This window comes from Pectobacterium jejuense, from assembly GCF_026800125.1.
GTDB lineage: Bacteria > Pseudomonadota > Gammaproteobacteria > Enterobacterales > Enterobacteriaceae > Pectobacterium > Pectobacterium jejuense.
In genome coordinates, this window is record NZ_JAPQKX010000002.1 from 338199 (window position 1) to 350261 (window position 12063).

A 12063-nucleotide genomic window follows, 5' to 3' on the forward strand; every position below is an offset into this window, starting at 1 on the left:
ATTGTCCTTCCTGTGATATCCATTAACCGGATGAATTATGCCAAATTTTGGCGACAAACCCCATTAAATTACCATGTCCGGCGCGGACAGGGAAATCAAGAGTCGTGCTCCGCTGCCGTCTGCGCTTGTTATTTATTCTGTGCTGAATAAAAATGACAGCAGCAAGCCAGCAAGGGGAAAAGTCATGTCAAAGCAGGACGAACAGCGATTATTGGTCAAGATCGCTACGCTCTATTATAGCGAAGGGATGAAACAAGCAGAAATTGCTGCCTCACTCCATCTGTCACAGTCTTTTGTCTCCCGCGCTATCACGCGCTGTGTTAAAGAAGGTGTGGTCAAAATCAGCGTAATTCAACCCCCGAACATGTTCATGGGGCTGGAAGCGGCGATTCAGAAGCGCTACGGCATCGATCAGGCTATCGTGGTAGATGTCGCCGATAACGCCACGCTGACACAAATCAAGCAGGCAATTGGCTCTGCGGCCGCACACTATGTCCAAACCAGTATCCGCCCTGACGATCTGGTTGGTATCTCGTCGTGGAGCAGCACGCTGCGGGCGATGGTGGACAGCCTGCATCCACAAAGCGTCAAGGCGCAGGGGGTCATCCAGCTGTTGGGCGGCGTGGGGCCGAACGGCAATGTGCAGGCGACGATCCTGACGCAAACCTTAGCCAATCAGCTCAGTTGCCCCGCTTACCTTTTGCCCGCGCAGAGCATCGAACGCTCGGTGGAAGATCGCGCCCGTTTGGTGACCAGCGATGAGGTTTCCAGCGTAGTTGATAAATTCAGCGAAGTGAGTCTGGCGCTTGTCGGTATTGGCGTGCTGGAGCCATCGCAACTGCTGAAAAATTCCGGTAACTACTATCACGAAGCGATGTTGCAACAGCTGGCCGAACGCGGTGCCGTGGGCGATTTGTGCCTGCATTACTACAACGCGGAAGGCGAGCCGGTGTTGCAGGATGATGAAGATCCGGTGATTGGTATGGCGCTACCGCAGTTGCGTCAGTGTCCACGCGTGGTGGCATTAGCGGGCGGTGTCGAGAAAAGTGCCGCGATTCGCGGCGCGTTGACAGGTCATTACGTTGATGTGTTGATTACCGATCGATTAACCGCCGAGACGCTGATCTAACGAACTTATCGCTCCTGATGAGCAAAACGGTAACGTCAGGCGCAGGATGATTTTCCCCTGCTCCACGCCTGACGCACCGTGACGAAATTACTCGTTAACGTTGATGGATGACAGCAGCGCATCCTGCACAATCCGCTGCGCCTGTAACGGATTTTGCGCTTCCTGCGCCGCCTGAAGCGCCGGGATATCCAGCTTATCCAGCGCGCGATAGATGTGTTTCAGGAAACGAATGGACAACTGCGCCGCCTCAACGTGGTTCTCACGGAACGGGAACTGATCGAGCTGCCAGACGCCCTGCCAGTTGTTGATTTTCAGCACGTAGAAGAATTCGAAGATCTCGGTCATATGCACCGTGCCGACCACCAGATCGTCATCCCAGCCGCGCAGGTTATCGTTTACATCCATGCCGAACAACCGACCGCGATCGATAATCAACTGGGCAGAATCGGCCGGTGATTCGCCGCCATACAGCGCATGCCCGAAGTCCAGCAGCACACCGACGTTATCCAGCCCGATATCTTCAATCCCCAGCAGCGTTCGCGCAGCAGAATCCCAGGTCATTTTCACACGCGGCTCACGCGGTTTGTACTCGATGGCGAATTTCACATCGGGGTTAGCCCCCGCCAGATCGCGCATGCCGTCCACCGCCAGCTTCCACAGATTTTTATGGCTGACCTGGAACGGATAATCCCAGCCATCCTGACCCGGCCAGACTTTGACGTAATTCGCGCCGAGTTCACGCACAATGCCCGCAGATTCGTGCATTAATTCAAACGCCGCCGCTCGAGCCGCCGGATCGGGGTTGGTAAAGGCACCGCGCGACCACTTTTGCAGATAAATTTCCGGCGTGATGCCAATTGCCTTCAGCCCTGCATCTTTCAGCGCATCTTTCACTTCGCTGAGCGTCACGCCCGGCGTGAAGGGATAAGGCAAGTCGACATAGGAAAGTTCGCCGACCTCTTTCGCCGCTTTGATCTGATCGATCGTGCTCAATGCCGGGCCGTAGCCATCTACGGCATAACGGTCGATATAATTCGCAAAATGCCACAAACCGGCACCAAATTCAGGGTAGTTATACGTTGCCATAAAAGTCACCTCATTGATTTCTGATGATATTGAGCTGCTTATCTTTTCTTTCGTATCGGATAGGGTCTTACTGCTAACATTTCTTACTGCTAAAAATGTCTTACGGTTAAAAATGGTTATGGCTCGGGCCGCAGACGCGCACGTGCCACCGCCGTACGCCACTGTTGATAGCTCTCCAAAACCCCGTGATTAGTCGTCGACGGTTCGATAACCTCGACTTCTCTTGGTAGTGCGGCAATCTGTTCGCTGTGTTCCCACCACCCCAGCATTTTTCCGCCCAGATAAGCCGCTCCCAGCGCCGACACTTCCGCGTTATGGTTACGAATCAACGGACGCTGCAAGAGGTCGGCCTGAAACTGCATCAGCCAGCGATTTTGTGTTGCGCCGCCGTCAACGCGCAAAGCGGGTAACGCGGCCTGCGATGCCTGCTCCATCGCGAAAAAGACGTCGGCGATTTGATAAGCAATGGCTTCAATTCCCGCGCGGGCGATGATGGCGGGCGTGGTGGCATCGCATAAACCGCACAGCAATCCACGCGCTTGCACATCCCAATAGGGCGCGCCCAGCCCGGATAAAGCCGGAACAAAGAAGACGCCCTGATTAGCTTCGGCGCTGAGCGCCAGCTCGGTAAGTTGTGTAACGGAAGGAATGCCCAGCATCTGACCAATCCAGGCAAATCCTGAACCAGTGTGGGTAATGTTGCCTTCCAGCGCGTAGCGCAGTTCGCCATCGTGCCAGGCAATTGTGGTGCTAAGCCCTGGGGCCTGTTGATGTGGCGTGTTGATGGTGGTCATCAGCGACGAACCGGTGCCGTACGTCGCCTTGATTTCACCGCTTTGGGTAATGCCCTGACCGTACAGCGCTGCATGAGAGTCACCAATCAGCGCCACAATCGGTACGCCAGCGGCCAGCCCGCTGATAGCTGTCACTCCAGTGTGACCGTGTAACGCCGAGGACGGCGTGACGGCCGGCAGGCACACACTGGGAATCCCGAACAGCGCTAGCAGATCCTCATCCCAGCAGCCACGGTGGATATTAAACAGTTGGGTTCTCGCCGCGTTGGAATAGTCGGTGGAATACGCCCGTCCACCGCTAAACTGCCAGTTAAGCCAGCAGTCCACCGTTCCGATGCACAGCTCCCCCTGCATCGCCCGAGCGACACCGTCCGGCAGTTCCGCCAGCATGGCGTGCAGTTTAGCGGCAGGGAAAAGCGGATCGACCTGTAGCCCGGTACGGGATTCGATCAGACGTGCTTCCTCACTGCCCTGCAAGGCCTGACAGAATTTCTCGGCGCGGCGATCCTGCCAACTGACCAGCGGCGTCAGCGGCTTTCCGGTTCGCCTGTCCCAAATCAGCACCGACTCACGCTGATTGCTGATCGCCACGCCCACCACCTGAGCCCGATATAATGACGACAGACAGGCTTCTGCCGCCTGACAAACCGCATGCCAGATCGCCATCGCGTCCTGCTCGGCTCTGCCCGGCTGCGGGTGCGTTACCTGCAAAGCGACCGCCGCTTTAGCCAGAATGCGCCCCCGCTCATCGACGGCAATCGCCTTGGCGTTCGTCGTCCCTTCATCAATGGCCAAAATAACCGGCGTAAACATCATCAGCCTCCCGGGCAAAGACGCAGTGCTGCGTTGACAATGCCCGTCGCGTCCAGCCCGTGATGCGCCCGCATCGCGCTCCGATCGGCGGCAATCGCGTATTGACCATCGGGAATCCCCAACCGCACAAGAGGAATTCCGCGGCCCGCTTCCGCCAGCACTTCCGCTACCAGACTGCCTGCACCGCCGTTGACGTTATGTTCCTCAACTGTGATGACTCGAGGTGTTTCACTCAGAATTTCAAGCAATTGCTGAGTATTGCACGGGCGGATAGAGGAAAGATTAACCACCGTTGCAGAGAGTCCTTTTTCTGCTAATAATTCAGCCGCCGTCACAATTTCATGCACGGTCGACCCCAACCCGACCAGCGTGATATCGCGACCTTTGCGCAGCACATCGATCTGCCCTGGCACAAAGCAATACTGCTCATCGTGCAAGGCAGGCAGCGGTTTCCCATCGAGGCGGATATAGACCGGCCCCTGATGTTCAAACGCATAATCGATAATCTGGCGGCACTCTTCCGGGCTGGACGGCGCGTAGATCTCAATATTGCCAAACCCTCTCAGCACCGCGATGTCGTCAATACTGTGGTGCGTGCTGGCGAGCGGGCCGTAGCTACAGCCCGCATTCAACCCGAACAGCTTGACGTTGCTGTTGTTGTAACAGACGTCGACTTTGAGCTGCTCATTCGCACGGGAGATCAAAAACGGAGCCGCGTTACAGGTCACCGCAATCTTGCCGCCGATGGACAGTCCTACCGCCGTCCCCACCATGGTTTGCTCTGCGATCCCCACGTTGACGATGCGCTCGGGGAAACGCTGTATGAAAGGTGAAATTTTCGCCGTAGAGGTCGAATCCGCCAACACCGGAACGACATCAATCCCCTGTTCGACGGCCTTGATGAACTGCTCGACCATGACGGTTGCCAGATGCTCTGCGTTACTCATCTTTTAATTCCTCCAGCGCCAGTGCAATTTCCTCGCCTTTCGGCACGCGGTGATGCCACTCAGCCCGCCCCTGAATAAACGACACGCCCGCACCTTTCTCCGTATTCGCAATCACCACATTCGGCTTGCCGTTGCGTGGCAGATTCTCCAGCGTTTCCACCACCGAGCGCATGTCATTCCCCGCGCATTCCGTGACCTGAAGGCCAAAAGCCTGCCACTTTTCCGCCAGCGGATCGGTCTTCATAATGGAACAGGTCGTTCCCGCCAGTTGCAGCTTGTTCTTGTCGTTGATGATGATCAGGTTATCCAGTTGGTAATGTGCCGCCGCCAGCGCCGCCTCCCAGTTGCTGCCTTCCGCCAGCTCACCATCTCCCGTGAGGACAAACACCCGACGCGGGCTGTTATCGCGCTTCGCTGCCAGCGCAATGCCGACGGCAACTGGCAGCCCGTGCCCGAGCGCGCCGGTGTTCAGTTCAATCCCCGGCGTTTTGTGCTTGACCGGATGCCCCGGCAAATGCGAATCAGGGTGCTGGTAAGTTGCCAGCCACGCTTCTGGGAAATAGCCTGCTTCCGCCAGACAGCAGTAATAGCCGCCGACCGCATGACCTTTTGACTGGATGTAAATATCCCGTTGCGGATCCTGAAGGCGATCTGGTGCACAGTTCAGAATGCGAAAATACAGCGCCGTCAGAATCTCGACCTGTGACAGGTCGGCGCCCGTGTGCCCGCCAGCCGGGCTATTGGCATTCAGATGAATAATGCGGCGACGAATGGCGCGGGCTTTTTTCGTCAGCGCCTCCACCGACAATGCGTACGGATTCATACCTCACCTCGCTTGAATTTTTACTCAAAAACGAATATTTATTCATATCAAATCAAAAAAAATTGCGTTCAAATCGGGCATCGGTATGCCTACCGACATCGTTCTCGCCACAACTCAACGCCCCGTGCTAGTTACGCTTAACGTACGATTTATGCTTAATGTGTCTCTACGCTTAACTATGTCCCTTCCGCCGCAGCCTTCTGTGACACAATTGCGGCCTTGTGCTGCATACGGTTTTGCATCTGGTCGATAATCACCGCCACAATGATGACGATGCCTTTAATCACCATCTGCCAGAATTCACTTACGCCCATCATCACCAGCCCGTCGGCAAGAATCCCGATAACAAACGCGCCAATCAGCGTGCCCAAAATCGTACCGCGCCCGCCTGCCAGCGACGTTCCGCCAAGCACCACGGCAGCAATCGCGTTCATTTCAAAGGCAGTACCAGTTGCCGGATGGCTGGCGACCAACTGAGACGACACCACGATGCCCGCGATAGCCGCGCAGAAGCCGGAAATGGTGTAGACCCAGACTTTAACCTGACGCACTTTGACGCCAGAAAGTTCAGCGGCACGTTCGTTGTCACCAATCGCATAAACATGGCGGCCGAACGGCAGGCGGCGCGCTACGTAGGCAATCACCACAGCCAGCACCAACATCAGCCAGATAGCCAGCGGTAATCCTAGGATCGTGGCGGAGCCAATCAGCTCAAAACCGGTGTTGCCCAGTTGCGGATTACCGCCCAAGCCGGGGAACGTTTCCCCACCGGAAATCAGCATCGATGCACCACGCACGATGTACATCGTTCCGAGCGTGCAGATAAAGGGCGCGACGTTATACCGTGTGATAATCCAGCCGTTAATGGCCCCAATAAGCGCGCCAATCAGCAGCACGACAGGCACGATGACCCACACGCTGGGAAAAATCGCGACGCCGAACATGGGCAGCACAATTCCCTGAGTAATCATGTAGCCCGCCACCATGCCGCACAGCCCTAGCGTGGCACCGATTGACAGGTCAATCCCGGCGGTGATGATGACAAACGTGATCCCCAGCGCCAAAAACGCATTGATGGCAATGTGCTTCACCATGATGATCAGGCTGCCGGTGGCCAAAAATCCGGGCACCGTGAAAGCAAAGAACCCCAGAATCAGGAATAGCGCGATAAACGTGCGCAGCCTGAGAATCAACAGCAGGATGCTCTCTCGTGAGCGTACAAACTTACCCGGTGATAGCGCGCCTGACGCTGCCGGAAGGTGAGTCGTTTTCATGTCAGAACCCTTGTGCACTTGCCGAAACCAATGCCGACTCGCTGGCCAACTGACGTACGATATTCGCCGTCAGCTTGCCATTCGACATCACCAAAATACGGTCCGATACCGCCATAATTTCTTTCAGATCCGAAGTGGAGAACAGCACGCCGATGCCCTGTTCGGACAGCCCGACCATCATTTCAAAGACGTCGGCTTTGGCACCCACATCGATGCCCCGCGTTGGCTCGTCCAGCAGCAGCACCTTGGGGCTGGTCAGCAACGAGCGACCAATCACCACTTTTTGCTGATTGCCGCCGCTGAGCGCCTGAATTTCCACCTCGGGCGAAGAGACTTTGATCGCCAACTGCCCAATCGTGCTGGCAACCACCTCCTGCTCCTGCCGCTGGAAGATCGCCATGCCGTATTTCAGCCGCCGCCACAGGCTGGCGATGGTGAGATTGGAGGCCACCGACGAGAGCGGAAAGATGCCGGTTTTCTTGCGATCTTCCGGCACCAGACTCATGCCCATACGAATGCGCTGCGCGGTAGCAAGCCGCAGATTCACCGGTTTGCTATCGAGATAAATCTTGCCCAGATAATCATTCTGAATACCCAGCAAACACTCGAAGAGTTCGGTGCGACCCGCTCCCATCAGCCCGTAAATACCGACGATTTCCCCTTCACGCACCATCAGCGACACATCATTAACCACCTGATGCCCCGCATCATTGAGGGAGGTAAGGTGTTCCGCTTCCAACACAGGCGCACCAAACGTTCTGCCCGGATGCAGGAAGCTGGTGACAGGGTCACCGCCGAGCATTTCCCGCACGATCCACGGCACGTCGATGTCGCTAACGGCCGCTTCTGCCTGAAAACACCCGTCGCGCAGGATAGTGATGTAGTCACCAATCGCCATCAGCTCTTCCAGCCGGTGTGAAATGTAGATAATCGACACATTCTGGCGGGTCAGCTCGCGGATCACGCGGAACAGAATCTCCACCTCGGTTTTGCTCAGCGCGGAAGTTGGCTCATCCAGAATCAGAATGTCGGCCTGGTCCGCCAGCGCTTTGGCGATTTCCACCAGTTGCTGCTGACCAACTTTCAGGCTGGCAACCTCGGTACGCGGCGAAATATCCTGATCGAGACGCGCCATCAGCTCCGCCGCAATCCGCTCCTGTGTCAGATAATCGATAGGCGCAACACCCTTTTGCAGCTCCCGCCCCAGAAAGATGTTCTCCGCCACGCTCAGGTTCTCGGACAGGTTGAGTTCCTGATGCACCATGCCAATGCCTTTTGCCGCCGCATCACGCGTATCCGCGATGCGCACCGCTTCGCCATTCAACAGAATCTGACCGGACGTCGGCTGCTGCACGCCGGCCAGAATCTTCATCAGCGTCGATTTACCCGCCCCGTTCTCGCCGATAATCACGTTGACCTTGCCGCGATAAACGTTGTAGTCGACGTTATCCAGCGCCTTGGTGCCGGGAAACAGCATGGTGATGCCGCGAGTCGCCATGACGATATCGGGTCGATTCACCGCGTTTGATTGCAGAGAAGCGTCTGGTTTTTCCATCACTGCGTCCCTCCGCCGCTCGTTTCAGTCAGGTTTAGCGTCATCGGCACCGCTTCGCTGATGCCCTGTTTCGTTATCACCAGCGCCGCCAGTACGTTGACAGGTTTACCCTGCACGCCCGCATTCAGCTCCGGCAACGACGCGAGCGCTTTGTTATTCAGCGCGCGGGCCAACTGGGCAAACTGCACCTGATTTTTGAAGTCATCAAAGCGAATAAACCCAGCCGCATCGCGAATGGCATTACCTTTGACGATCGGCCCAAGTTGAAGCGTGACGGCGTCACCTTGCACATCAAGCATCAATTTTCCTTCGCGACTTTCCCGGTCAATCCCGCTGACCGTACCCTGAAGCCGTGCGTAGACCGCTTTACGTCCTGAACCCTCCAGCGTTGCCTGCGTTTTCTTCACGTCATTCCAGGACAGCGCCTGCTGCTGCGCAGTTGGGAGCAACTTCGGCTGCCACAGCGCTGTCGCGATGTTCTCTGGCGTCATGGTGCTATAGCCCGGTACAGAAGCCGGATCGACCGGAATGATCGGCTTACCGTTTTCATCCAGCTCGACCACCGTACAGGCCGACAGCAGCAAGGCGCAGAGCCCAATCCAACTGGCGCGGTATCGTTCATCGAACAGCATAACGACTCCTTTATCAGCAGGAGCTGACGCTCCTGTCGCCTTAATTACGGTTTCAACGCAAAGGTGTTGAGTTTGGTCGCGTTAGAGTCGTCGATCAGAATGCAGTCCATCAGCTGTTTTTCTTCGTGCTGTGCCTTACCGTTCTTCAGGTAGTAATCCGCCTGTTCGACCGCCATCTGCGCCTGTTGCCAGCCGGGTTGCAGCACCGTGGCCTTGATATTGCCTTTATTGATGATGGAATCGCGCACGTAGTCGCTGCCGTCAAAGCCCACCACAATCACGTCGTGACGCCCCGCCGCTTTCAGCGCGGCTTCGGCACCTAACGCCATGGTGTCGTTGCCAGAAATCACGCCGGTGATATCTGGGTTTGCCTGCAAGATGGCTTCCATTCGGGTAAAGGCTTCCGTCTGGCTCCAGTTCGCCGTTTGTCTGGCGACTCGCTTCATGTCGCTATACTGGTCGATCACATCGTGGTAGCCCTGCGACCGGACGTGCGCATTGGTGTCTGACTCGCGGCCAATCAGCTCGACGTATTTTCCTTTCTGCCCCATCAGCTCGACGAATTTCTCCGCACCGAGCTGCGCGCCCTGATAGTTATTGGAAACGATCTGCGCCACGGCCACGCCGGTTTCATTGATTTCACGATCGATCAGGAAAGCGGGAATACCGGCAGCCTTCGCTTTTTTCAACGGGCCAATGGTCGCATCGGCCCCGGCATTATCCAGAATGATGGCTTTCGCCTTGCGGGCAATCGCGGTTTCAATCAGCTGATTTTGCTTGCTGACGTCATCGTCATGAGACGCCACCAGCGTGGTGTAGCCCAGTTCGATGGCTTTGGTTCTGGCACCTTCGGCTTCGGCTTTAAAGAATGGGTTGTCGTGTGAAGGGGTAATTATGGCGATCAACCCGTTATCTGCGGCAAACGCACCGGCAGAGAAGGAAAACATGATAGCCAGCAGGGAGGATTTCAGACGGTAAGGTTTCATTGTTATTCTCCTGTTTGAATATATATTCAATATTGAATTAACATTCAAATGAAGTTTTACAACCAACCGAAAAATTGTCCAACAGCAAAAACAGGAATAGCGAAGCAGCTCACAAATTGTTTACATTTTGCGCGAGGCGATAGCGGTAAGAGTCGGGAAGAAACAGAGACGGGAGCGATTTTTAATGTTACGTCAGCAACGGTCCGCAGGGTGATGGACAAGGCGGCGTCATAAAAAATGCGGATGACGAATGCCATCCGCAGATTACGTGCTACTGGGGATTAACTCTGGAGTACAACCTAAAACAGGAACGACAACTCAAGGGCTACGAGGATTTATTTTCGGCGGCATCCTCCTCCGCCTGTTCTTTGATTTCTTCATACTGGAGCGAGAGCGGACCGCACCAGCGCTGCGCCAGCCAACTGGCGACCACCACCAGCAGCCAGCTAATTAACGTCGCCACCACCAAATCCTGCGGCCAATGCATGCCGAGAACCAGACGACTGCCCATCACGCCGCTAGCCCATAGCATCAGGATCACCACCGTTTTATAATGGCGACGCGCCCACAGCAGCCCGACGCCCAGCAGCGCCCAGGTTGCGGCAAACATGGTGTGCCCAGAGGGGAAAGCAAAGCCAGTTTCAAACTGCCAGTGGCTGCGCAGCCATTGTGGGATCTGCGTTTGGTCCTGCAACTGTGTTTTCACCAGTTCCGAACGCTCATTGCGCGGCAGCGAATAGAAATAGCTGTCATCCACCTGATGATTTTTTTCCAGCCAGACTACATAGGGCCGTGATTCCTGCACCCACTCTTTAATCGCCGACTTGATTCCCTGCCCAATCAGCACCGTAATCGCCATGATAACCAACAGGCCGAGTGCAGGTTTCAGGCGAAAACGCAGGCACCAGAGAAACCAGATGCTTAGCACGATACTGGTCAGAATGCCCCACGGCGAGGTCACCGTTTCGGTAATCCAGAAGAGTACACGTAACCAGAGTCCGTCGTACTCCGGTTGCCACTGCCAACCGCTCATCCAGATAATCATTGGCATAATCAGTAATAGCGCTGCGCCAATGGTTGTTCGTTTGGCAATTTCGTACATAGTCTCTTCCCGTAATGCAGATAGTTTCTTCCAATAATTCAGCATGATGCCTTGCAACAAAACTTTCACAATTCTATCAGAAAATCCGACACGAACTGTAAGTATGGCGTAAAATAGCGCTCAGTTCTGTCAACGAACCTGAAACCAGACGATGGTCAGGCCACGTTGTAATTCAATTTTTGTGATGTTCTTAAACAGGCTTTTTTGCTGGTCAAGCGCGATGGGTCGCAGTAGGATTCGCCTCAGCATTCTTGTTTGTGAACACAGCGTTTTTGGACACGGCTTTTTGGATACAGATTTTTTGGAGAAAAGTATGCAGCTAAAACGGGTGGCGGAAGCCAAGTTGCCCACCCCGTGGGGCGATTTCCTGATGGTCGGTTTCGAAGAGATCGCCACAGGCCACGATCACCTCGCTCTGGTTTATGGTGATATTTCCGGTTCAGTTCCCGTACTTGCCCGCGTGCACTCCGAGTGTCTGACGGGGGATGCCCTGTTTAGTCTGCGCTGCGACTGCGGTTTCCAGCTTGAAGCAGCACTGAGCCACATCGCCGAAGAAGGTCGCGGCGTGCTGCTATACCACCGTCAGGAAGGCCGTAATATTGGGCTGCTCAATAAAATCCGCGCGTATGCGTTGCAGGATCTAGGGGCTGATACGGTAGAAGCGAATCATCAGCTTGGGTTCGCCGCCGATGAGCGCGATTTCACGCTGTGCGCCGATATGTTCAAGCTGCTCGACGTTGATGAAGTTCGCTTGCTGACCAACAACCCGCAGAAAGTGAAAATACTCAACGAAGCAGGCATCAATATCGTTGAGCGCGTGCCATTAATCGTCGGGCGCAACCCGAAGAATGAGAACTATCTGGCGACCAAGGCTGCCAAAATGGGGCACCTGCTCGATATGAAGTAACGATCCCGTTCGCGT

General features: G+C 55.4%; 11 protein-coding genes. 2 read left to right on the plus strand and 9 right to left on the minus strand.

What is annotated here, in order from left to right:
- Window positions 1–184 precede the first annotated feature (184 nt).
- A complete protein-coding gene (locus tag NXT09_RS04975; protein WP_268579068.1) occupies window positions 185–1129 on the plus strand; it encodes a sugar-binding transcriptional regulator in 945 nt (314 codons plus the stop codon).
- An 87-nt stretch (window positions 1130–1216) separates the two neighbouring features.
- On the opposite strand, the gene NXT09_RS04980 is transcribed toward NXT09_RS04975, so the two are convergent.
- The 9 genes from NXT09_RS04980 to pgpB all read right to left on the minus strand — a co-directional run bounded on the left by NXT09_RS04980 (window position 1217) and on the right by pgpB (window position 11141).
- Window positions 1217–2215, minus strand: a complete 999-nt coding sequence (locus NXT09_RS04980; protein ID WP_039314505.1) for a sugar phosphate isomerase/epimerase family protein — start codon at window positions 2213–2215, stop codon at window positions 1217–1219.
- Window positions 2216–2331: 116 nt separating this feature from the next.
- The gene (locus tag NXT09_RS04985; protein WP_268579192.1) at window positions 2332–3822 is read right to left on the minus strand and encodes an FGGY-family carbohydrate kinase; all 1491 of its coding nucleotides are present in this window, start codon (window positions 3820–3822) and stop codon (window positions 2332–2334) included.
- A 2-nt stretch (window positions 3823–3824) separates the two neighbouring features.
- Window positions 3825–4769: a transketolase family protein gene (locus tag NXT09_RS04990; RefSeq protein ID WP_268579069.1), complete on the minus strand. Its 945-nt coding sequence runs from the start codon at window positions 4767–4769 to the stop codon at window positions 3825–3827.
- The gene (locus NXT09_RS04995) at window positions 4762–5592 is read right to left on the minus strand and encodes a transketolase (protein ID WP_268579070.1); all 831 of its coding nucleotides are present in this window, start codon (window positions 5590–5592) and stop codon (window positions 4762–4764) included. Before NXT09_RS04995 ends, NXT09_RS04990 begins: the two co-directional genes overlap by 8 nt.
- Window positions 5593–5768: 176 nt before the next feature.
- Complete coding sequence (locus NXT09_RS05000; protein ID WP_039481026.1) at window positions 5769–6866, minus strand: ABC transporter permease; 1098 nt, start codon at window positions 6864–6866, stop codon at window positions 5769–5771.
- Window position 6867: 1 nt separating this feature from the next.
- Window positions 6868–8421, minus strand: coding sequence for a sugar ABC transporter ATP-binding protein (locus NXT09_RS05005; RefSeq protein ID WP_268579071.1), 1554 nt, complete (start codon window positions 8419–8421; stop codon window positions 6868–6870).
- Entirely contained in the window at window positions 8421–9053 is a 633-nt protein-coding gene (locus tag NXT09_RS05010; protein WP_268579072.1) for a DUF2291 family protein, read from the minus strand. Before NXT09_RS05010 ends, NXT09_RS05005 begins: the two co-directional genes overlap by 1 nt.
- Before the next feature lie 44 nt (window positions 9054–9097).
- Complete coding sequence (locus tag NXT09_RS05015; protein WP_268579073.1) at window positions 9098–10039, minus strand: D-ribose ABC transporter substrate-binding protein; 942 nt, start codon at window positions 10037–10039, stop codon at window positions 9098–9100.
- 325 nt (window positions 10040–10364) lie between these two features.
- Complete coding sequence (pgpB, locus tag NXT09_RS05020) at window positions 10365–11141, minus strand: phosphatidylglycerophosphatase B (protein WP_205566142.1); 777 nt, start codon at window positions 11139–11141, stop codon at window positions 10365–10367.
- 313 nt (window positions 11142–11454) lie between these two features.
- Here pgpB and ribA point away from each other — a divergent pair, with 313 nt between their 5' ends.
- The gene (gene ribA / locus NXT09_RS05025) at window positions 11455–12048 is read left to right on the plus strand and encodes a GTP cyclohydrolase II (protein WP_010276651.1); all 594 of its coding nucleotides are present in this window, start codon (window positions 11455–11457) and stop codon (window positions 12046–12048) included.
- Window positions 12049–12063: the final 15 nt, after the last annotated feature.

Coding starts and splice junctions, on each gene's coding strand:
- NXT09_RS05010 (WP_268579072.1), bottom strand. CDS start 9,053: ATGCTGTTCGATGAACGATACCGCGCCAGTTGGATTGGGCTCTGCGCC.
- NXT09_RS05015 (WP_268579073.1), bottom strand. CDS start 10,039: ATGAAACCTTACCGTCTGAAATCCTCCCTGCTGGCTATCATGTTTTCC.
- NXT09_RS04980 (WP_039314505.1), bottom strand. CDS start 2,215: ATGGCAACGTATAACTACCCTGAATTTGGTGCCGGTTTGTGGCATTTT.
- NXT09_RS04995 (WP_268579070.1), bottom strand. CDS start 5,592: ATGAATCCGTACGCATTGTCGGTGGAGGCGCTGACGAAAAAAGCCCGC.
- NXT09_RS04985 (WP_268579192.1), bottom strand. CDS start 3,822: ATGTTTACGCCGGTTATTTTGGCCATTGATGAAGGGACGACGAACGCC.
- NXT09_RS04975 (WP_268579068.1), top strand. CDS start 185: ATGTCAAAGCAGGACGAACAGCGATTATTGGTCAAGATCGCTACGCTC.
- ribA (WP_010276651.1), top strand. CDS start 11,455: ATGCAGCTAAAACGGGTGGCGGAAGCCAAGTTGCCCACCCCGTGGGGC.
- NXT09_RS05005 (WP_268579071.1), bottom strand. CDS start 8,421: ATGGAAAAACCAGACGCTTCTCTGCAATCAAACGCGGTGAATCGACCC.
- NXT09_RS05000 (WP_039481026.1), bottom strand. CDS start 6,866: ATGAAAACGACTCACCTTCCGGCAGCGTCAGGCGCGCTATCACCGGGT.
- pgpB (WP_205566142.1), bottom strand. CDS start 11,141: ATGTACGAAATTGCCAAACGAACAACCATTGGCGCAGCGCTATTACTG.
- NXT09_RS04990 (WP_268579069.1), bottom strand. CDS start 4,769: ATGAGTAACGCAGAGCATCTGGCAACCGTCATGGTCGAGCAGTTCATC.